The organism is Candidatus Peregrinibacteria bacterium (assembly GCA_016699145.1).
Lineage (GTDB): Bacteria > Patescibacteriota > Gracilibacteria > UBA1369 > 2-02-FULL-48-14.
On sequence record CP064962.1, the window covers coordinates 501,841 to 523,263 of the forward strand.

Genomic DNA, 21,423 nt, shown 5'->3' on the forward strand with positions numbered 1-21,423 from the left:
AATGAAAAGCTTAAAAGATCCTCGCTATAGAAAGGTGGTCCAAGAATTAAAAACAGCTCGCCTTTCACGTAATTACACTCAAGAAGAAGTGGCCAAGCTGATAAAGAAGCCTCAGTCTTTTTTATCAAAAATAGAGAACTTCGAAAGGAGAATCGACATTATCGAGTTATATGAGTTAATGAAAGTGTACGACTTAAAGTGGAATGAACTTACTCGGGGCTTTTGAAGCTACCCAAAAGCAAGGCGATGCTATCCAATAAAGCAAGCTTTTGGTCTTTCAAAGAAGCATGAACGACAATTGCCGATCGTGATTGCGATTCGTCCAAATACTTTCTACATAAAAGTGGTAGTAGTTTTGCAACCCCTTGTCGATCGCTTTTACGAGCCTTCAAGAATTCAGTCAGAGTCAGAGTGAAGATTTTTTGAGAAGCATCCAGTGGAATGGCATCATCCATAATAACCCTCGAAAGGAATTGGACAATAACTCCAAGGGCTACTTTTAGTTCCACCCCATATTCTTCAGACATCACCAACGGTAAGTTGAACTTTTTGATATTTTCTGGCTCAAGATACGAGATGGGACCGGAACCAAAAACCGCCTGCATCAATGCATCTGTCGTAACGGGTAAAAACCTACAACGGTAACCAGACAAGTACCTAAAGTAATCTAGGTACGAGCCAAAACTAAGCTTGCCAGTAAGCATCAAGGCTCGGACAAGGGCAAAAGAAGAACAGTACTTAGGCGGTTCTGCGGCTGCATCACGTCCATATAAACGTAAACTCAAACCATCATCAGTTAAAATCGCTGAACCAGTTTCAGTGGCAAGTAGGTAGGCATCTTTCAACTCGTCCAATATGTCTATCTTTGGCTCAGCAGGAAGGTCTGACTTAGGTACAGCCAACTTTGAGCCAAAGTGCCCCTCAATAGCAGTAAGAGCGGCCTCCAAAACCTTTCTTGCCCTACTCAAATGCTCTTCTTGAACTTGAGAATATGTTAAGCGTCCGTTGGCGTAGCCCATGCGTCCAACCACACCGGGTACCGTACGGAACTTATCGAGGGCATCAAACAAAAAGTTCACTACAGATTGGGGTATCTGCAAGCCGGGGATATTTTCCAAAATTTCCTGCATCAAACCGGCCTCAGATAAAAAGAGTGCCGAAGTAACATCCAAATAACATTGCGCACCAGAAATGAGTTCTTTAGCAACGGCATCTTGTTTAGCCTGTTCAGCAAGTGAGCCATCGCTAAGCCAAATAAATCCTCGCTGTTCTTGGACAATTTTACCAATTGCATTTGTCACTCCCCCTTGCTGATGAGCGAGAAAAACGAATGGCAAAGGACTCTGACAATACTGCTCGAAAGCACCATCCCTATCCGACTCCAAAGACTTCATAAACTCAGTCACATTATTGATGTCGAAGTTACCATTTTCATCCAAAACCTGAATAGATTGGATCATAGGAGATCCATTTCTAGCGAATTCATTCATTGCCTCTCTAGCTCGCCAAAAAATATACTGTTCCAAAGAGAAAATTTGGGCGATCTTTCTAGGAGGTGTCCCAGAAAATTTATCACCGGAAAATTCTACAGTCTCTCCAACTTTTTTCCCCAAGACAACACCGTAACGTGGATCAGTAGTTCTTACGGACAATGCGTCCAATTCAGCACCATCACCAAAGTGAAACCAACGTTCCTGATTATCAAACCTAACAAAGTTACCTTCTTGTACTTCGTCTTTGGAAATAAAGTTAAAGTCGTTTTCATCAAAACTACCAGATAAGCCAAACAGCATGCCATATTGTTCTTCGCTAGGCACTCCACAAGCCTGAAAACCCTCAACCACCGACCCGAGGGCCTCTTTTTTTTGACCAGACCTCAAATACAATTCTGCCTCAAGAAAGACCTTAAACTGAAAACTAAATCCAAATTTCGGATGAGAATTTATAAGTTCGATCGCTTCTTGATACTGGCCTCTTTTAAGGTAAGCCATGACCACACGTGCCAAAAGGGCCTCTAAGTTTTGAGCATCCAATAATTTAGGAGCCAGAGGGTCTTCCAAAAGTTGAGATCCAACAGAGATTACCTCCAAAAACTGGCCGAGGTTGAACTTTGCATTTAATAGATTGAGGCGAGATCGAAATAAGTCGATAGGTTCACTCTCTAGGGTCAGTAGCCTCTCTATCAGCTCAATTTGATCAACCCATGCAGCGACTTCACCAGTGACATCAACGCACAACCTAAGTTGGTTAATATCCAAGTTATCAATTTTAATTTCACGAAATGCCTCAAAAGCCTCCTTATGGTCTCCATTCTGGTGATGATAAAGCACCCAAGGAAGAGTAGTGCCTTCCTTATCGGAAGAAGTTTTCAACCACTCTAACAAAGCCTTTCTAATATCAGGAAAATCCTTTAGCGCCACAGTCATGTTATATGTGTATGCAGAGTCATCACCCAAAAACTGGAGCACGCCAGTAAAATCACCATCCACTAAAGCACCGATAAAGTCGGTAACACTCTTTTCGCCGATAGCCTCAAAAAACTCCTTCCCCTTCCCAAGAAGTTGCCCTTTTATTAAAAACTGAAAAACAAGGGTCTTTACGAGACCCTCAGAAAGATTTTCATCGATAGACTTCAGATGACTGAGAAGTGCATCCAAATCCTGATCACCAACTACCCTCGAAAGTAGCTTCATTAACGCCTCCTCTACAACTGCATCATGTGGAACAACCAAGGACAGTGTTTTGACTTCAGAAAAAACTTTATCCAAGTCAGCAAATCGACTTTCCGCAGCCAGTATGTCTATCATCTCAACCAACATTGCCAATCTTTGCCTCTCAGAGTCTGTACGCCACATCTTCATTTTAGCGAGAGTAGAGTCTATTAACTCAGAAAGACTCGACAGTTCAGCCTTTGTTACTGTCCCACGTTCTTTCCTTTTGAGTCGTCCATTCAACAAAGAAGCCTTCACCCGATAATTGACCAATGAGTCAGGATTAGCCCGTATTGCTTTCTCAATAAACTGGTCAGCTTTTGCAGTCTCTCCCGCAACCTCAAAACATATGCCATAGACCCTATAGCAGGTGGATGCAGCGCGATTCAAAGTCGGGAACGCAGATTCATCTAGAGTAGAAAGGTCAATTTGAGTACCTTGCCTCAAATTTCGGATAGCCTTCTCAACAGCAAGCAGCCAATGATTCGGATCCATCGCTTCCACTTTATTTAAAAGCTTTAAATTTTCGTCAAAATCGCCCAAATCTAGCTCCGCTTCAGCTAATAGCAAAAGTGGACGAGTCTCTTCAGGGTAGAGCTTAGATAATCTTTCGTACTCTTTTCGAATGTCTTTATTAGTACCACGAGCTCTAATCATCTGCGCTTGAAGAAGATCATACTCAAACTCTAAAGCTGGATCACTAGCACTCTGCACAAGTTCCTTGCCTCGTTCCAACATTGCTTGGGCAACAGTCTGACACCCACGGTCTAGATCTCTCGCAATCTCATCAAGATAACTGCTAACAATCGCACGGCGTGCAACGTCATCATTTATCTCGAAGAAAGATTTATAGAATTTATCCTCATGATCTTTTTTCATTTTCTTAAGTCTCTCAACAGGCCAAACCTCTACGTTATCTGTTTCAATATGATGATTGGCACAAAGTAAAATAAGGTTTTCAAACGAACGCCTTTGGTCTGGGGTTTGTTTAGAGTTGTACCTCTCTCCACCCTCTAAAGCAGCTTCTATATGGCAGATTTGACCAAATATAGTTCCATCCTCCTTTACCAGCTTTTGATGACAATCAGGAAAAGCACATTCATTTCCCGACAATCCGAAAAGCCGTTTGACTGTTTTTGGAGTGAAGCCGTCTCTTTTCTGCTTTTTTTGAACTTTAGCACTCGCGGATTTGGCTTTCTTACGTTTCGGCATTTGTAAGCGATAAAAGTAGTAACCGCATTATACAAACTACAATCGTCAAAAGCTCGTAATTTGCTACAATCTCGCCATGAGCAAAGATCTGCTAGTCATTTACACCCGAGTATCAACCGAAAAGCAGTCTGTCGAAGGAGACAGCATTGAGGCCCAAGAGAAGCAGTGCCGTGCAAAAGCTCAGGCTATGGGATACGAAGACGATCAGATTTTCGTGTTCGAGGAACGGGCCGTTTCCGGAAGGAAGAACGACCGACCCGCCCTTCAAGACATGTTCCGATTTATTGAAAGTAAAAAAGGTGCAGTAAAGGTGGTTTTAATCAGGGACATAGATCGCTTAACCAGAAGCGGGGCCAGCATCTACAGTGCCTTAAAAGCTCAACTCCACGAATACAAGGTACAACTGATAGACATCATGGGCCTGATTCAACAGGAGAAAAACACCCTTGATCACCTAGGATTTTCCTATCCGTGGTCCAATTACTCACCGACGGGCACAGCAGAAACGATGAAAGCCGAAATGGCAAAAGGAGAAGTGACTAATATTCTCACCCGTTTGATCGGCGAAGAAATAGCTCTCGAGAAAAAAGGCTACCAAGTCCGAGAATCCAATTTCGGTTATCAAAACGAAAAAATTACCCTTCGGGACGGGAAAAAGTACACCATACAAGTCCCCCACCCTATTGAAGCAAAATGGGTGAGGAAGATGTTTGAGTTACGAGCCGAAGGGGCACTGACCGATAAAGAGATCTGCGAAAGGGTTAACGCGATGGGGTTCCAAACCAGAGAGAGGTTCAAAAGAAGCCGCCAGAACAGAGAGGTCGTGGGCAGTGCTGGTAAACGCCTCCTCGAACCCAAGATGTTAGAAAAATATATCAAGAAACAGATCTACTGCGGCGTGAGAACCAGCAAGTGGACTCACCAAAAACCTCTAAAATGTCCATATGAAGGTCTAGTCAGCATAGAAACATTCAATGCCGCTAACAGAGGGAAAGTCTTTTTAAGAGAATTGCCCAACGGTAGCATGGAAGTCCAGTACGACGTCAAAAGGAAAATCCGTTCAAAACATAATCCGCTCTACCCTTTCCGCTTCGTTGTAAGATGCCCTTTTTGTAAAAAGAACTTCAAAGGGTCAGCCAGCACAGGTAAGTCTGGTGAAACCTTTCCTGCCTATCATTGTGATAGAGCTCATAAGAACTACCGAGTCACCATCGATGAGTTCCACAGGCAAGTTGGGTATTACTTAGGGGAGATCAAATTCAAACCACAGTTCATCCAGCTTTTCGAAGCTATTGTAAAAGATACATGGATACGGAAACAAAAGGACTTAGTAGAAGACTCCATCGATGTCGAAAAGCACCTCACCAACCTGAAGGAGAGGAAAAAAGCTGCCCTTGATAAGATCTTGAAGCTCACCTCACCCATCGTACTTAAAGAACTTGAAAAAGAGGTAGAAGATCTAGAAAAACAGATCACTCAAGCCTCAAATACAAGGAACGATCTAGATCTAAAAGAGGAAGAACTCCAAATGTATCTCAAGTTCGCAAAACGCTTTATGGAACACCCCGGCGAAATGCTCGTCTCAACCGAGAGTCACGAGAAACTCATGCAAACATGGAGCGCTGTTTTCAAAGAACTGCCCTCATACGAGGAAATTCTTAATCGAACACCTAAATTAGCGCTTGCCTTTGAGCTGGGACAGCGATCAGAAATTAATATGGAACTAGTGGTGATCCCACGGAGAATCGAACTCCGATTTACAGGATGAAAACCTGTTGTCCTAACCGTTAGACGATGGGACCCTTGCTTGAGGGCAAAAACTCCCTAAAAAGGAGCAAAGTCAGTATACGAAGATCTTTATTGAAGTCAAATATTTCCAGAGAGGCAAAGTTCAGGACAAGGAATACGTAGTTTCACGAATTTCAAGTACAGCTCAGGGGAAAAGGAAGAGGGAGTAGAGTAGAGATACTTTACTTCTTCACCCCAACTCCCTCATGGAACAATATAACATGACGAAAGGCATTCGTGGACTGAGAAGATTACTTCGGCAGTTTAACGAAGCTACTTTAAAGCCCTGGCAGAGAGACGTACTTAGAGAAAGAATCCTTATTTTGGATTGGTACGACCATAATGGAAAGAATAAAGCCAAGACTGCCAGGGCTTTTGAAACTTCTAGAAGCCACGTACAAAAGCTGGTGAAGGCCAGAAAGGAAGAAGGACTGGGTGGTCTTATTCCGAAAATAACAGGACCCAATAACAAACGTGGATTTAATCTCACCAGTGAAGAGAAACAAGAGATTGAACGCTATGCAAGGATGTTTCCAGATTGGAGCCACAAGAAGCTTCACATGTTTCTTCACCAGCACAGCATTTCCACCTTGTACCGCTATTTGGCAGCAAAAGGATTACTGGTTCGTAATCGCTGCCCCGGGTTTCACAAGAAACCAAAACCTAGGTCTGCTTGGAAAGTCCAAAGAAAGAAACTCCCCAAGGACTACCAAATCTTAAAACCTGGAGACTTGGTAGTCCCTAGATTCCATCGTTGAGTTTGTGGACAGCGCCTTCAACAAACTGTACTTCATTACCTGTGTGGATGTGGCCACCAGGATAGGTTTTGCACTCGTAACCAAGCACCACAGTTCCAAGGCGGCCAAAGCTTTGCTGGAAAAGATGGAAGAAGTGCTCCAGACCAAGATTAAAGCTGTTTTAACAGACAACGGCAGTGAGTTCCTGGCGTACTTCCATAAAGCCTGCCAGCAGCAAGGGATTGAGCACTTCTTCACTCGCCCCAGAACACCAAAAGATAATGCGATTTGTGAGCGATTCAACCTTACTTTGCAACAACACCTCTACTGGAGAGTGGACTTAACCAGTCCCATTTACAAGATTAATGAGGTGCTCGCGGATTGGCTCGTGGAGTATAATTGCCTTCGTCCACATGAATCTCTCAATATGAGACCTCCAGTTGCTCACTACTTTCATCTATTCTACTCCCCTCGCCCCATCCCCGAGGTGTACTTGAAACTATGGAACCGGACACCAAGATTAAAGCTGTTTTAACAGACAACGGCAGTGAGTTCCTGGCGTACTTCCATAAAGCCTGCCAGCAGCAAGGGATTGAGCACTTCTTCACTCGCCCCAGAACACCAAAAGATAATGCGATTTGTGAGCGATTCAACCTTACTTTGCAACAACACCTCTACTGGAGAGTGGACTTAACCAGTCCCATTTACAAGATTAATGAGGTGCTCGCGGATTGGCTCGTGGAGTATAATTGCCTTCGTCCACATGAATCTCTCAATATGAGACCTCCAGTTGCTCACTACTTTCATCTATTCTACTCCCCTTCGCCCCATCCCCGAGGTGTACTTGAAACTATGGAACCGGACAAGGAATTGCAAGGGATAGAACAGTTTGTTATAATGAAGCAGACAAGTCCTTCGAGGCGTGAACCTCACGAAATAAAAAGAGCTCATTATGAGCTCTTTTTATTGTCTACTCGGGTGGTGGACCCCAGGGGAGTCGAACCCCTCTCGAAAGAATGACAAGTCCCTCGAGGGAACCGTCGCGAGGCCCTCATCCCGAGTGAGTGGACTATAACGAAAAAACCTTACAAAAAACTGAAATTTTCATTAAAAACGCATTAACTTTTCCTGACTGACAGTTTCATGACACGATTTTATGTGCAAAAGTGCCTTGGGGGTGCAAAAGCTTCAGTTCCGAAACATCTTACAGATTAAGTCAACCTGCAAAAAGAAGCCTCCATTTCAGGTTAAATAACCTGAAATGGAACATTGAAAGCCAATTTTGCAAGCACATCAGGTCAGCAAACACTTCCCAACCTGATGCTAGCTAGTATAATCGCTTTGGATTTATCCCTAACCCAAAGCCATATGGCATTCTCTGTTACCAACAGCAAGGGTCAAACTTACTTCCTCCATGGAAAGATGGTTACCCTCCGCGGTGGACGCAAGCAACAAATTTACTACTTCGCTCGCAAGGAAAAGAGCGATGCATTGAGTGCTCTTCCAGCTGGTTACAAGACCACTGAGAACCAACGCACCGGTCTTCCCATGCTCAAGAAAGCTTAATACCTTTTCAAAGCAAAAGAAAAAGCCCCTTCACGGGGCTTTTTTCGAGCCAAATTCTAGAGGCGCTCTGTAGAAAGTTCCAAATCAGACGGATTAAAATTTTGCACAGGAATAGTCTCTGACTTTTTGACCTGAACAAAAATCGTCCCAATAAAAAGCATGAGCAAAAGCATCCACATCAAAGCAGAGAGCAAAATGCGAAAGCCCGTCATGTGACTTTTTTGATCTTGGGCATAATAAAGCGGAAAGCCGAACAAAATCAGCGCTTGAGTCGCACACAGAAAAACAAAGACAAAAGCCATAAAAAAGAGGTCGAGTTGCACCACTCCATGAACATTCATCCACAAAGCAAAGAGCGGGAAAACCAACATGCAAAGCCCTAAAGAGAGCATGGAAAGCACCGCGAGCACAAAACCTATCGCGAGGATTTGTCGGTTCGTGAACGTTTTACTTTTGAAGAGTTTGAAGAAAGACATGCGTGGAGGAGGTCAAGGATATAAGGATATCCAATAAGGAGCAGCACCAATAAAAGAAAATAGCTCATGATTGGACTTTACTGTATCCTACGCTCATGCCACTCACCATTTCAACCCTCGGATGGATTTTGGCCATCCTCATCCTCATTCCCACCCTGTACGCCATGATGAAGGGAGCCCCTTTTGTGCCCACCCCCATGGAACAGGTAAGGCGCATGCTCAAAGCCGCCGACCTCAAACCGGGTGAGCGCCTCTACGACCTGGGCAGCGGAGACGGACGCCTTGTGCACACCGCCGCACGCAAATACAAAGCCAAGGCCATCGGTTACGAACTTTCACCCTTGGTTTGGGCTTGGTCCATTGTTTTAAGTCTTTTTTGGAGGAGCACGGCGAAACTGCGCTTCGCTAATTTTTGGACCAAAGACCTTTCGGATGCCGATGTGGTGGTTTGCTACTTGCTGCCCCCCGCAATGAAAAACTTAAAAAAGACAATCATCCCTCAGCTCAAACCTGGCACTCGCTTGGTTTCTCATGCCTTTGAAGTAGAGGGATGGATTCCTTATGCAAAAGTGGAGAGGGATCGCGAAAAAAAGCTCGGACCAGTGTGGGTTTATAAAATCGGAGCAGAAAAAAGCATTCCAAAACATAGAGCCAAAAAAGTCCACTCAAAGAAAGCGTAAAACTCAAAGAAGCCGCTGGCAACTCCGCACCCCAAAGCGCCAATTTTTCAATGGCAGCTAAAAAGGCCCAAGCGGGTGCCATAAAAAAAGGAAACAAAAGCCCCAAAAAAGCCGTGAGCATGGCCAGCGGCAACAAAGGAGCCACCAGCACATTCACAAAAGGTGTAACCCACGATGTTTGGCCAAAACAATAAAGCATGAGAGGTAAAGTGGTGATCTGCGCCGCAATCGTCAAGAAAAGTGCCTCTTTTAACGAAGCGGTCCAAGCGGGCAAACGCTGCATAAAAGTCAAACGGCCCTCCAAAACCGGCACAAAAACCAAAAGCCCCAAAGTGGACAAAACAGAAAGTTGAAAACCCACGTCAAAAAGCAGCAAATAAGGGTTCCAAAACACGAGCAAAACCACGCTCCAAAGCAGTCCGAATAAAGCCGTGCTGCGTCGCCCAAAATAAAGGCCCCACAAGGTGAGCACACCCATCACCGCAGCACGAATCACCGTGGAAGTGGCTCCGACCAAAAGCACAAAAATAGCGAGCACCGCAACGCTGGCAACGATGCGCCAACGGAGCATCAAAAAAGATAATAAGGTGAAAACCGTGGCAATGACCAAACTGATATTGGCCCCAGAAATGGCTACAATGTGCAAAAGTCCAACCGTACGAAAGGCCGTGGTGAGTTCCGGTGACATACCCTTGCGACTGCCCAAAAGCAAACCCGCCGCAAAACTGGATTCCGGCTCGGGCAATAAAAGCTGCAAACGGCGTTCCAAAATGGATTTAAAACGGTAAAGTTGACGACGAAAACTGTTCTCGCCCTCTTTTTTAATTTTCACCGTCGCATCGGACATCAAAGCCACCACCCCCTGACGAGCCAAATAATTTTTGTAAGAACCGACTTCTTCTTCCATGGCACTGCGCAACTCCAGCTCGCCTTGCAATTCCAACTCATCGCCAAATTCAAGGTCTTCATAAATAGAAACTTGCGCCAGCACTTCGCCCTCTTCGGTGTACAAAGAAATATTTTGAAAAGCACTGCGCCGATCCACTTCCTCACCAATGACACCATGAACACTTTGAAAACCCCCCTTAAATGAAGTCTGCAAACTCGCTTCATAATGCTGAACTCGCCCAATGCCCAACACAAAAAACAAGAGACAAAAAAGCGGTTTTTTTCGAAGCAAGAAGAGCACTGGACAAAGCCATAAAAAAGTCCCGTAATGCATGGGGACATCAATGAAACTTTCCAAGCTCACACCTAGAAGAAAAGCGCTAGCAAAAGCCAAATTCAAAAGCATAAAGAAAGCCTAACAAAAAAGTCCTGACAAATCCCTGAAATCACGAAGTGAATTCCTCCGACAGAAGGACGGAGTTTTTGTGAAGCAAAAAAAGGGTTTGAAAGCATATACAAATCCCTGAAATCATTTAAAATACATGGGATGAATCCGTTCCACACCCATCCCATTCAAAAGCTCCAAAAAAAGGAGCAGTTCAATAAAAAAGCCGTCCAAGCCGAGCGCTGGATCCACAGCCACTGGATTTTAAGCCTCATCGCTCTTGTTTTGGGCTTGCTCACCCTCAAAGGAGTCTATGGAACCTGGCATGCCGGTCACTCCATTTCGGTGAAGCAAATTTTTATGGAAGCCGTGGGCAGCGGCTTGAAAACAGATGGACAGGGCCACACCAACATCCTGCTCCTCGGAGTGGGCGGTGAAGGCCACGACGGGGAAAACCTCACCGACACCATGATTGTCGCCTCTCTCAATCAAAGTGAAAACACTGTGTCCATGGTGTCCATTCCTCGCGATCTTTATGTGGAAACCGAGGCAGTGGGTTGGGGCACGCGCGTCAACAGCATTTACGAACTGGTTTACGATGAAAGCGAAGATCGGGCCATTGCTGAAGCCGCACTCGAAGAAGAGCTTGAAAGCATGATGAATATAGACATTCAATACTATGCAAAAATCGATTTCAACAGTTTCAAAGAAATCATCGATGCAGTGGATGGCATCACAGTAAACGTGACCGAAGATATCGCCGACCTAGCCTACCCGGCCGACCCGGGCTCTTCGAGTGTATACGATCCCTTTTACCTTTCGGTGGGCACCCACACTTTGGATGGAGAAACGGCCCTCAAATACGTGCGCAGTCGCCACAACACTTCCGACTTCAGCCGAGCGCAACGTCAACAAGAAGTCTTGCAAGCACTCAAAGACAAAGCCACCAGCTTGGGCGTACTGACCAGTCCCAGTAAAATAAAAGATTTATACTCGGCCATCGCCAACAATTTTGAAAGCAATATGTCCCTCACCGAACTGCTCGCCTTAGCGGAATTCGGCTCCGATTTAGAAGAAGGCGCCATACAAAATGCGGTTTTCAACGACTTGGCTTACACCAAAGGCGGCTTTCTTTACACTCCAGAACGAGAGGAAGGCGACCCCTATTATTTGTTTCCCTACGCCGGGGACTTCAGCGAACTGGCTCTCTTTGCTCGCGTCTTTTTATACCATCCTGAAATCGCACGTGACCAAGTGACCATTCGAGTGCTCAACGGAACCAAAACATCCAGTTTGGCCGGCCTCACAAAAATGATGTTGGTGCGCTACGGTTTCAATGCCCTGCCTCCACAAAACGCCGAAACCAAGGATGTGATAAAAACGCAAATCTACCTTTTGCCCACTTCCACCGAAGAGGAGCAAGAAATTGTGGAACGAACGGCTCAACTCATCCCTCTGCTTGTGGATGGGGAAATCAGTGAAGACGTGCCCCCCGCTTACCAAAGCGATACAGAAGCCCAAATTGTGATCGTATTGGGCGCTGATTTTGCAAGCTTTTACGCAGAGCACGAGGAGCTCTTTTACATCGGCTTCTACTAAAGCTAAAATAAAACCATGTTTCAAAATCTGCTCTCTTTGTTCTTGGCCAGTACCTTAAGTTTTTCTTCCATTTCAATGGAAGAGGAAAACAGCTTCGACGCCAAAAGCCTGTTGAGTGTTTCCCCCCTACCCATACAAAAAGAAGACATGGAATCCCCCGGCACCCTTTATGCCGACAGCGCCTTGGCCATTGATCTGGAAACTCAAAGCATTTTGTACGAAAAGAACAGCTTCAAGAGACGGCCCGTGGCCAGCCTGACCAAACTGATGACGGCTTACATCGTGCTCAAAGAAAACGACCCCAGCAGCATTGTGACCGTGAGCGCCCACGCTGCTGAAACTCAAGGTTCACGCATGGGCCTCAAAACGGGGGAACAAATCAGCGTGCGCAATTTGCTCTACGGCCTGCTCATTGAATCCGGGAACGATGCAGCCGTAGCCTTGGCTGAATTCAATGCCGGGGACGAAAGCAGCTTCATTAAAAAATGAATGAAGAAGCTGAGAATTTGGGCCTCGAAAACACTCATTATGCCAACACCAGTGGCCTGGACAGCAGCAGCGCCTACTCCACAGCGCACGATCTTTTGGTACTCAGTTCACATTTATTGGAAGATGAAGGCATCCGTGAAATCGTAAAAAACACCACTTACGAAGTGAAAAGTGAAGACGGACAGCAAGTGCACAAACTCACCAACACCAATGTCTTGCTGGGCCAATTGGGCATTTCGGGTCTCAAAACCGGAACCACCGCCATGGCCGGAGAATGCCTAGTGGCTTTGGCTAAAAACGAAGACGGCCATGAAATTTTAACCATAGTGCTGGGCAGTTCAAATCGTTTCATTGACACCAAAATTTTAGTCGACTGGATCTACCAGGCCTACTCTTGGTGAACCCTGCTCTCAATTTTTTATGTTTCCAATCACAGAAACCGTCCGCCATCTCATTCTGATTGTCGGCTCCGCCACCCTCGCCTTCAGCTTCGCTTTTCTTGCAGCCGAACCCTTCATTGCATGGCTCACCAAACACAAAATCGGTAAAAATATTCGCACCTTAGCCATCGACGGAAAAGAGGCAGATCTTTTTCACAAACTGCACAGCAAAAAAGCCGGCACCCCAACCATGGGGGGCATCCTCATTTGGGCCAGCACTTTACTCGTCGTACTTTTCTCTCGCGTGCTCTCTTATTTTGGAATTTTTGAACACTCGCTACTCAACCGACGCGAAACCTATCTCACCATAGCCACTTTGCTTTTTGTGGCTTTACTCGGAGTCATAGACGACCTCTACAACATTCGCGGCTGGGGTAAAAGTCACGGCCTCAACGCACAGCCTAAAATGATTTCGTTGCTGTTTTTTGCCTTCGTTGCCGCCTTATGGTTCTACTTTAAACTGGATTTCAACTCCATCCATGTGCCCGGCATCGGAGACTTTGCTTTAGGCTGGCTCTACATTCCCATCTTCATTTTTATTATAGTGGGCAGCTCTCACGCCATGAATTTCACGGATGGATTGGATGGACTCGCCGGCGGTCTCAGCGTCATTGCTTTTGGCACCTACAGCGCCCTCTCTTACGCCCATGGCATGCTCATCCTCTCGGCATTTTGCGCCGTGATTGCAGGAGCTTCTTTGGCTTTTTTATGGTTCAATATCGCTCCAGCCCGCTTCTACATGGGGGACACCGGTTCCATTGCACTGGGGGCCACTCTAGGTGTCATTGCCATGCTCACCGACACCCTCTTCATTTTGCCCTTCATCGCCTTCATTCCAGTTTTAGAAACACTCAGTGTCATCATTCAATTGTTCTCTAAAAAATTCTTCGGACGAAAAGTCTTTCGCATCGCTCCCCTTCACCACCACTTTGAACAAATGGGCTGGCCCGAAACTCAAGTGGTCATGCGCTTTTGGATCGTGGGAGGACTCATGGCCACGTTTGGCTTACTTCTGGGGCTCGTCGGAATGGGGGACTGAGGAAGGCGATGAACTGAAACGAGGGTCTAAAATTTGCGGTTCCACCAGGGTCTCTTCCACGGCACGAATATCAATAACCACCGTATCCACAGGCGCTTCCATTTGCTCCTCAATTTCATTGAATTGTTCCTCCAGTTGAGAAGGAATAGAAGCATCATTTTTAATGTGCTCATACAAATCCTCTTGCACAGAAAGCTCATCCTTAGTCGCTTCAAAATAAGCGTCAAAAGAATCCATTTCTTTTTCCCTCAAACTCAAGGCCATCACACTGAGTTCCTTGAGTACACTGGCATTCATATCCACGCTTTCAGAAAGTTCAGGCATGGTTGCAATGACTTTTAAAAGCTGCACGTCCGCAAGTTTTTGATCCAAGAGTTGAGAAACCGCAGCCTCGCGATCCTCCATGTTCAAATCTTGCAAATCCGCCACCAAAGACAAGGAAGATTGATTGTAAGCTTCGAGCACCGCCACCGCCTCATCGAACTGCCCTTCCGCAATCAAATCTGGAACAAGTTGCAAGGAAGCGTTGGCATCCAAATGAGCTTGCAACATGGTATTGGTCTTCATGTCCACATGATCGGTCAGCGCTTCTTTTTGAACCTCATCTTCTAAAACCAATAACGCTTCCGAAGGCGAAGTGGCCTCCACCGCTTCCACGGTTTCTTCATACACTTTCATCACCGCCGCCGCCGATTCCGTCTCCCCTTGCGCCAAAAGAGCCTGGGCCTCATTCAAACGCGTCTCGGCTTGTTGGAGCAAAACATCTTGCTTGGCGCCTTCAGTAAAGGCAAAAGAAACCTGCAAGCTTTCGCGGAAAGTCTTTAAAAAGTAGAAGGGATTGCCCGGCAAAATACTGGCATGACTGATGTTTTCCCGCTTGTAATTCTCATCCAAAGTACGCGCATAAGCTTTTCCATAAGCCAAATTGAAAGTCCACCAAACGTCCTTTTGGTCTTCCTCAGAAATTTCCTGAGTTTCGATACTGCTCGAAACCGAAAGTTCAGCCCCTTGACCCAAAAAACCCGAATAAACCCCATCTGCGGCCTTCACCTCCAGCTCCACCAAATTGCGAGCCACTTCCACAGTAGCAGCCTCCTCAGAAACTTGAAGATCAAAACTGGCCCTTTGATTCACCCAAACTTTGCCTTGAGGAAAATGCACCGCAAACGAAGCTTCGTCTGTCAGATTCAAAACCTGAGACCAAGAACGTCCCTCCTCCTGCAGAAGTTCCACATGGCTCTTGCTGCGATCCGCAGGATCAATCCACGCGTCCACAATGTCCACTTTGGAGGAAGGCCCCAAAGTCAAACGGCTGTCGTCCACAAAGGTCAAATGGGCCAAAGACCCCTCCCCGGTTTCCACCGAATCCCCAACTTGCAAAAGAGTGGTGCCTTTGACTTGTACTCCATTGACATAGACCTGTCCCTCTACAAGCTCCAAAACATTTTGCGAAGAGGCCGCCACACTGGGCATCAGATCCATAAGAGGCACAAACAAAACGCCGAGCATGAGGCTCAGCGTACCCAAAGAAAGCAATCGAGAAGGGAAAAAAGCCTTGGCGGGAGTCAACTCTCGCTCAGGTAAAAGATCCAGAAGATGTTCTTTAGCCTGCACTTTTTTGAGTTGAGAAAGGGGCAAATCTTGGACTCCAAAACGAAGTGCAGAAAACACCGGTGCGAAGTGTACATTTTCACGATCCGGCAGCTTGGCTTCCAGGCGCTTCCAAATGCGTCTTTTCGCGAGTTCAATATTGGGTTCTTTCATATCAATACATAAAACGAAAAACTCGAGCTTTTATTACAAAAATTCTTTTTCAATGCCTTTCTCTGCCAAAAGAGATTTGAGTTCTTTAAGAGCTCGGAACTGAAGCACACGAATATTGCCTTCTCGTTCCCCTAAAATTTCGGCGATTTCGGGGTTGGACAAACCAATCAAAAATTTCAAAGTGATGACTTGCTTGTAAGGCTCTTTAAGCTGATCAACCGCCTCGCGAATTTCTTTGCTCAGTAGATTTTTTTCAGCCATCGCCTTGGGCGCACTGTGCTCGGACTTATCTTCGAGGCGTTCATCAATCGAAGCAAGGCTACGATGCTGACGCCTGAAATCGATGATGGCATTATGCGCGATCCTAAAAAGCCAAGCCGAAAATTGCACATCGCGTTTTTCATATTTTTCCAAATTCATCCACGCCTTAATGAAAACGAGCTCACACAAATCATCAGCCTCAGAAGCAGGCACGCGAAAAAAGATGTACTTATAAATGGATTCAAAAAACAAATCGTAGAGTTTTCCGAAAGCTTCTTTGTCGCCTTCTTGAGCGGCAAAAACCAGAGCATCAACATCAAAAGGATTGGGCGTAGAGTTGGGCATGGGCGCGTGGATTGGAACGCAAAAAAGACTATAACATAGCCTTGCAAACTTTTTCCACTTCTTCTTGAGTCCCAAGATAAACGGGCGTCTTTTGAGTCAGTGAAGCAATCTCAAGATCAAGGATAGAAATTTTTCCATTGCTGCTGGCCCCCCCCGCTTGCTCCATTAAAAAAGCCATGGGGCCACATTCGTACATCAACCTGAGCTTGCCCTCGGGTGCACTGGGCATACCCGGATACATAAAAACGCCGGAGCCTTTTTTGAAAATATGATTGAGATCCGGCACCATCCCCCCAGAGTAACGCAGGGTGTATTGCTCCGTGATGAAGCAGTTCACCAGCTTCAAATAATCCTCTCGCTCCGCCGTGGCACGCAAATTTCCGGGCGCAAAATATTTTTTGCCCGCCGCCACTTTTACATCCTCACTCACTTGCACCCATCCCTCTGCAGTCAGTAAAAATTCTTGCACTCCCTTGCCAATCGAAAGCATCACCGTCGTGCGAGGACCATACACAGCATAAAGCGCCGCGACCTGCTCACGTGGGGTGTGGCCCAGCACTTTCTTCAACGGATAAATCCCCACGATGGTGCCCACTGAAAAATTGACATCAAAGAGGCTGGAACCATCCAGCGGGTCGTGAAAAACACTGAAGATTCCCTCTGGATTCGCCTCTTGCATTCCATCCTGTTCTTCACTGCAATACGCTGCCACATAAGGATTCGTTTTGAGTGTGCGATTCAAAATTTCATCCGCCATCACATCCATGGCGATTTGCTCTTCCCCGTACGCATTTTGGCTGCCCGCTTTTTTGGTGCTGGCTTGAAGGATGGATTTAGAAATGTCTTCAATAGCACGGCCCAATTCGACCAGCAATTCCGCCAGTTCAGAAGTGGCGCCGCGATGAATGAGAAAGTCATAGTTCATACATTTGTCAGAATAACGTCCAAACTTCACAAAGGCAAACTAGCTAGGCCGATACAAAGCCACATATTGATCCACAAAACGTTTATTAGATTCAAAGTCCGGCTGAGTCCGCAGTCTCCAATGCGAAGATGGTGCTTCTTCATTGTCGATGAGACCCAAATGGGCTAAGCGTTCGTGGGCCGTACAAAGGGCATGCAAGCGCGCAGGATCATGAACTTTTTCAAGTGCCCAACGTTGAGTATGATGCAAAGAAGTCGCTCGTCGTGAACAGCCAGGATACGCACAAAGACCTCCGCTCCGCTCTCGAACCTGCCTCTGAATTCGTAAAGGGATATGCCGCGAAGAAGCCTTCGTTTTGACATCGAGAGGCACAATTTCTGAAACAACAGTCTCTTTTTCACCATCAAGGAACCTGTCCATCAGTTCTTGCCACGTAGAGTCTCCCTTCATTCGCTTCAATTTTTCAAGCGTCTCGGGGGAAAGTTCCATGCTAAGTTTTACAGTTTTGGTTTCCTCCCCGGGGAGACATTCTCTCCTGAAGTTTTGGACGTAAGTTTCCAAACTGTGTTTACTCATGGTTCTGGCTTTCTCCGCCCAAAAATCAGCCGTGTCTAAAGTGGCGATGGACACCACAGGCCGCACGCGCTGCAAACCTTTCTCAGCCACTACAGCCTGTAGAGCAGCTTTATTTTCTATCTTTTTTAAGACACGCAAAGCTTCCTCAACAGTAGCCCGACTCATCCCTGCCAACTTTGCTGCATACTCAAAAATACTGCCAAAACCCTTCTTGCGCCAAACTTGCCGACGTTCAATTTGAGGCAAAAGAAGCACACACTTGCGAGTCCACTCACGCGCATTTCGCCCATATTCACTGAATTGCTGATGAAGAACTTGATCTTTTTTATCCATGTTCAGAATATAGCACAAAGGGTGAGTATGCGCTCACCTTTCGGCTGGACTCCATTGAAAAAAGTTGCACAGTGCCCTGTGGGTACAAGGTGCCCTGTGGGTGCAAAATAAATCGCCCTGACCTAAGGCCGATGCTTTCGGCGTTCGCCGCGTAAAAAGCTTTCTAAAGATCATGTCGAACGAACAGCTTAAACTGTCTCCCCGGGGAGACAGTCACAAATCAGGTGTTACAAAAAATTCCAGTTTCACGTAAAAAGCGCCTCAGCTTCCTCACTCCACTTCCCCTCCGCAGCAAGTCCATTCATGTGGGCACGGTGCACCAAAACTTTCTGTGCCTCCACAAAAGAAGCGCGATCTTTGGCCCACACCTCCAAAGCAGGCTGTTGTATGCCACGTCCATACGAAAAACTGAGCGGCCAAGGCAGGGTGCCCTGCGGGTGCAAGGTGCCCAGCTGGTGCATCAAGTTCAAATGCACTGTGGACTTCGCATCACTCTGCCCACCAGACAAAAACACCACTCCGGCAATGTTATCCGGCACATTTTCTTTCAAACATTTTACCGTCATTTCAGCCACTGTCTTTTCATCCGATTGCACGGCGGCATTCTTCCCCGCAAGCACCATGCTGACTTTCAAAATCGTGCCTTCCAGCGCCACGCCTTGTTCGGCGAGTTCGACAAAGAGAGTCTTTAAAACCTGAGCCGTCACTTCGTAACAACGTTCAATGCTGTGTGTTCCCTCCATCATCATTTCCGGCTCCACCATCGGTACGATGTCCGCTTCTTGGCAAAGGGCTGCATAGCGAGCCAGGGCGTGAACATTGGCCTTCACACAAGCCGCGCTGGGTAAGAGGCCCTGTGGGTACAGCGTGCCCTGTGGGTGCAGAGTGCCCTGTGGGTGCAGAGTGCCCTGTGGGTACAAGGCATCAGAAATGTTAATGACGGCGCGCCACTTGGCAAAAGTCGCTCCGAGTCCACGGTATTCCACCAGACGTTCACGCAGTCCATCCAGCCCTTCTGTCACCTGCTCCCCGGGATGCAAGGCCAGATCCTTCGCCCCTGTGTCCACTTTAATCCCAGGTTGAATGCCTTTTTCTTTTAAAACATCGACAAACTTGCGTCCGTCGCGCGTGCTTTGTCTCAAGGTTTCATCAAACAAAATCATCCCGCCCAAATATTGCTCAATGCCAGGGGCTGTGACCAAAAGTTCGCGATATTCACGACGCGTGTCTTCGTTGCAGTCGACCCCTAAAGCTTCAAAACGCTTTTTACAAGTGGAGTGACTTTCATCGATGGCTAAAACTCCTTTACCAGGAGCTACCATGGCTTTGGCCGTGGATTGAAGAACAGAAAGATTCATAAGAAAATTTAGATTTGACGGCGCCACTATAGCATTCTTTTTAAAATAGGATAAACTGCTCATCACGCTCATTCCTTTTCACGTGAAGAAAATCTTCCACCACCTTTTGATCAACAACCTCGTCGCGGGCATCAGCAACGCCTTCGTTTGGTTCGCCCTGACCTTTTGGATCTTCCTTGAAACGCGCTCCATTTTGGCGACCTCTCTGCTCGGTGGAACCTTTGCCATTGCCAACGCCCTCACGGCCTTTCCGTTTGGACACATCGTGGATCATCACAAAAAGAAAAGCGCCTTCGTGCTATCCAGTTTACTTTCGGTCAGTTGCTACCTCCTGGGCATCTTGCTCTACCACCTGACCCTCTCAGACGGAGTCGTCCAAACTCGCGACCCCTTCTTATGGATTTTCGTGGTCGTGCTCATGGTGGGGGCCGTTTCTGGAAACCTGCGCAACATCAGCTTAAATCCGGTCGTCACCATGCTCTTCAAAGAGGAGGAACGCGGTCAAGCCAACGGACTCGTGGGCATGGTCAACGGTGTGACTTTCATGTTCACATCGGTACTCAGCGGGCTGGCCATCGGTTTTCTGGGCATGGAGATCAGTCTTTATTTTGCCCTCGCGGGAACGGTACTCACTCTGCTGGACCTCTTTCTAGTGCAAATCCCCGAAAAAGATCCTCAGACGCACGAGGATCACCCAGACCACCCTCATGAAAAGAAAGAAAAAAAGAACACTCTCGACCTCATCCGTAGCACACCTGGCTTCTACAGCCTCGTCTTTTTTGCCATCTTCAACAACGTACTCGGCGGCGTCTTCATGGCCCTCATGGATGCCTACGGACTTTCGCTCGTCTCAGTTCAAGCCTGGGGTTTCATTTGGGGAGGCCTCAGCATTGGTGTGATGATTGGAGGTGCCATCGTGACCAAATACGGCACTGGAAAAGATCCGCTCAAAAGACTCATCCTCATCAACCTATTCACCTGGATCACTTGCATTTTCTTCCCATTGAAGGCTTCGATCCTTTGGCTGATCGTAGGCGCAGCCACCTGGATGATCGCCTTCCCCATCATTGAAGCTTCCGAGCAAACCATCATTCAAAAAGTCATCCCTTTAAAACATCAAGGACGCGTGACCGGCTTCATTCAAAGCATCGAATCCTCAACTTCGCCCCTCACCACGCTGATGATCGGACCTCTCACTCAAATTTGGATCGTGCCCTTCATGACCACAGGCTTCGGTGCTCAAAGCATCGGCTCTTGGTTCGGAACCGGTCAAGACCGGGCCATGGCCCTGGTCTTTGTGATGGCCGGCATCATCGGCGTCATTGTCAGTCTCTTCACGCTCTTCTCCGGCAGTAGACGTCGCCTAAGCAAGCTTTATAATGCAAGCAACACTTAACCCTCACATCAATGCAAACTCAAGTCTTCATCAACCTCTGCGTCAGCGACCTTCCTAAATCCATGGAATTCTTCAAAGCCCTCGGCTTCAGCTTCAATCCAAAGTTCACTAATGAAGAAGCCGCTTGCATGCAGATCACAGACAGTATTTTCTCGATGCTCATCACCCCCGCTCGCTTCAAAGACTTCACTAAAAAAGACGTAGTGGACGCCAAAAAAGCCACGGAAGTGCTCATTGCCCTTTCCTACGAAAGCAAAGAAAAGGTGAACGAAATCGCCGACAAAGCCCTCGCTGCCGGAGCCACCCCCGCCCGCGACCCCGAAGACATCGGCTTTATGTTCACTCGCGCCATTCAAGACCTCGATGGCCACATTTGGGAATTCTTTTGGATGGACTCTAAAACCGTGCAATAGTTTGCACTTGCAATCGAAGTTTTAGCACTCTATAATGATGAG

General features: G+C 46.7%; 20 protein-coding genes, 1 tRNA gene and 1 pseudogene. 13 read left to right on the forward strand and 9 right to left on the reverse strand.

Going from position 1 to position 21,423, the window contains the following annotated elements; translation table 11 throughout:
* Window position 1: 1 nt before the first annotated feature.
* A complete protein-coding gene (locus IPG41_02735) occupies window positions 2-226 on the forward strand; it encodes a helix-turn-helix transcriptional regulator (GenBank protein QQR55447.1) in 225 nt (74 codons plus the stop codon).
* Here the strand turns inward: IPG41_02735 and IPG41_02740 are convergent.
* The gene (locus IPG41_02740) at window positions 210-3,923 is read right to left on the reverse strand and encodes a hypothetical protein (protein QQR55448.1); all 3,714 of its coding nucleotides are present in this window, start codon (window positions 3,921-3,923) and stop codon (window positions 210-212) included. The two genes, IPG41_02735 and IPG41_02740, sit on opposite strands and share 17 nt — an antisense overlap.
* A 76-nt stretch (window positions 3,924-3,999) precedes the next feature.
* Between IPG41_02740 and IPG41_02745 the strand changes: the two are divergent.
* Window positions 4,000-4,356 (forward strand): annotated as a pseudogene (locus IPG41_02745) (recombinase family protein).
* Window positions 4,339-5,691 carry a recombinase family protein gene (locus tag IPG41_02750; protein QQR55648.1) on the forward strand — a complete coding sequence of 451 codons (1,353 nt, stop codon included), beginning with the start codon at window positions 4,339-4,341 and terminating at the stop codon, window positions 5,689-5,691. The pseudogene IPG41_02745 and the gene IPG41_02750 overlap by 18 nt, the downstream one beginning before the upstream one ends.
* On the opposite strand, the gene IPG41_02755 is transcribed toward IPG41_02750, so the two are convergent.
* A tRNA-Glu gene (locus IPG41_02755) sits at window positions 5,651-5,725 on the reverse strand. The genes IPG41_02750 and IPG41_02755 overlap by 41 nt on opposite strands.
* Window positions 5,726-5,917: 192 nt before the next feature.
* Between IPG41_02755 and IPG41_02760 the strand changes: the two genes are divergently transcribed.
* The 4 genes from IPG41_02760 (at window position 5,918) to IPG41_02775 (ending at window position 8,014) form a co-directional block, all read left to right on the forward strand.
* Window positions 5,918-6,469, forward strand: a complete 552-nt coding sequence (locus IPG41_02760; GenBank protein QQR55449.1) for a helix-turn-helix domain containing protein — start codon at window positions 5,918-5,920, stop codon at window positions 6,467-6,469.
* 4 nt (window positions 6,470-6,473) lie between these two features.
* Window positions 6,474-6,983: a transposase family protein gene (locus tag IPG41_02765; GenBank protein ID QQR55450.1), complete on the forward strand. Its 510-nt coding sequence runs from the start codon at window positions 6,474-6,476 to the stop codon at window positions 6,981-6,983.
* Complete coding sequence (locus IPG41_02770; protein QQR55451.1) at window positions 6,950-7,468, forward strand: transposase; 519 nt, start codon at window positions 6,950-6,952, stop codon at window positions 7,466-7,468. Before IPG41_02765 ends, IPG41_02770 begins: the two co-directional genes overlap by 34 nt.
* Window positions 7,469-7,816: 348 nt before the next feature.
* Complete coding sequence (locus tag IPG41_02775; protein ID QQR55452.1) at window positions 7,817-8,014, forward strand: hypothetical protein; 198 nt, start codon at window positions 7,817-7,819, stop codon at window positions 8,012-8,014.
* A 56-nt stretch (window positions 8,015-8,070) separates the two neighbouring features.
* On the opposite strand, the gene IPG41_02780 is transcribed toward IPG41_02775, so the two are convergent.
* Window positions 8,071-8,490 (reverse strand): hypothetical protein, encoded by a 420-nt coding sequence (locus IPG41_02780; protein QQR55453.1) that lies wholly within the window; start codon window positions 8,488-8,490, stop codon window positions 8,071-8,073.
* A gap of 504 nt (window positions 8,491-8,994) precedes the next feature.
* Window positions 8,995-10,464 carry a ComEC/Rec2 family competence protein gene (locus IPG41_02785; GenBank protein ID QQR55454.1) on the reverse strand — a complete coding sequence of 490 codons (1,470 nt, stop codon included), beginning with the start codon at window positions 10,462-10,464 and terminating at the stop codon, window positions 8,995-8,997.
* Between the two features lie 141 nt (window positions 10,465-10,605).
* Between IPG41_02785 and IPG41_02790 the strand changes: the two genes are divergently transcribed.
* Genes IPG41_02790 through mraY form a run of 4 tightly spaced genes read left to right on the forward strand, consistent with a single transcriptional unit; the run spans window position 10,606 to window position 14,010 of the window.
* Window positions 10,606-12,042, forward strand: a complete 1,437-nt coding sequence (locus tag IPG41_02790) for an LCP family protein (GenBank protein ID QQR55455.1) — start codon at window positions 10,606-10,608, stop codon at window positions 12,040-12,042.
* Window positions 12,043-12,057: 15 nt separating this feature from the next.
* The gene (locus IPG41_02795) at window positions 12,058-12,531 is read left to right on the forward strand and encodes a D-alanyl-D-alanine carboxypeptidase (protein ID QQR55456.1); all 474 of its coding nucleotides are present in this window, start codon (window positions 12,058-12,060) and stop codon (window positions 12,529-12,531) included.
* A complete protein-coding gene (locus IPG41_02800) occupies window positions 12,528-12,932 on the forward strand; it encodes a D-alanyl-D-alanine carboxypeptidase (protein ID QQR55457.1) in 405 nt (134 codons plus the stop codon). Before IPG41_02795 ends, IPG41_02800 begins: the two co-directional genes overlap by 4 nt.
* 19 nt (window positions 12,933-12,951) lie before the next feature.
* Complete coding sequence (gene mraY, locus IPG41_02805) at window positions 12,952-14,010, forward strand: phospho-N-acetylmuramoyl-pentapeptide-transferase (protein ID QQR55458.1); 1,059 nt, start codon at window positions 12,952-12,954, stop codon at window positions 14,008-14,010.
* Here the strand turns inward: mraY and IPG41_02810 are convergent.
* The 5 genes from IPG41_02810 to IPG41_02830 form a co-directional block, all read right to left on the reverse strand.
* Window positions 13,978-15,774, reverse strand: a complete 1,797-nt coding sequence (locus IPG41_02810; GenBank protein ID QQR55459.1) for a FecR domain-containing protein — start codon at window positions 15,772-15,774, stop codon at window positions 13,978-13,980. The two genes, mraY and IPG41_02810, sit on opposite strands and share 33 nt — an antisense overlap.
* A 33-nt stretch (window positions 15,775-15,807) precedes the next feature.
* Window positions 15,808-16,380 (reverse strand): sigma-70 family RNA polymerase sigma factor, encoded by a 573-nt coding sequence (locus IPG41_02815; protein ID QQR55460.1) that lies wholly within the window; start codon window positions 16,378-16,380, stop codon window positions 15,808-15,810.
* A gap of 28 nt (window positions 16,381-16,408) precedes the next feature.
* Window positions 16,409-17,305 (reverse strand): fructose-1,6-bisphosphatase, encoded by an 897-nt coding sequence (locus tag IPG41_02820; protein QQR55461.1) that lies wholly within the window; start codon window positions 17,303-17,305, stop codon window positions 16,409-16,411.
* Window positions 17,306-17,344: 39 nt separating this feature from the next.
* The gene (locus IPG41_02825) at window positions 17,345-18,214 is read right to left on the reverse strand and encodes an HNH endonuclease (protein QQR55462.1); all 870 of its coding nucleotides are present in this window, start codon (window positions 18,212-18,214) and stop codon (window positions 17,345-17,347) included.
* 245 nt (window positions 18,215-18,459) lie between these two features.
* Window positions 18,460-19,572 (reverse strand): fructose-bisphosphate aldolase class I, encoded by a 1,113-nt coding sequence (locus tag IPG41_02830; protein QQR55463.1) that lies wholly within the window; start codon window positions 19,570-19,572, stop codon window positions 18,460-18,462.
* 82 nt (window positions 19,573-19,654) lie between these two features.
* Here IPG41_02830 and IPG41_02835 point away from each other — a divergent pair, with 82 nt between their 5' ends.
* Window positions 19,655-20,968, forward strand: coding sequence for an MFS transporter (locus IPG41_02835; GenBank protein QQR55464.1), 1,314 nt, complete (start codon window positions 19,655-19,657; stop codon window positions 20,966-20,968).
* Window positions 20,969-20,979: 11 nt separating this feature from the next.
* Window positions 20,980-21,381 carry a hypothetical protein gene (locus tag IPG41_02840; GenBank protein QQR55465.1) on the forward strand — a complete coding sequence of 134 codons (402 nt, stop codon included), beginning with the start codon at window positions 20,980-20,982 and terminating at the stop codon, window positions 21,379-21,381.
* Window positions 21,382-21,423 lie beyond the last annotated feature (42 nt).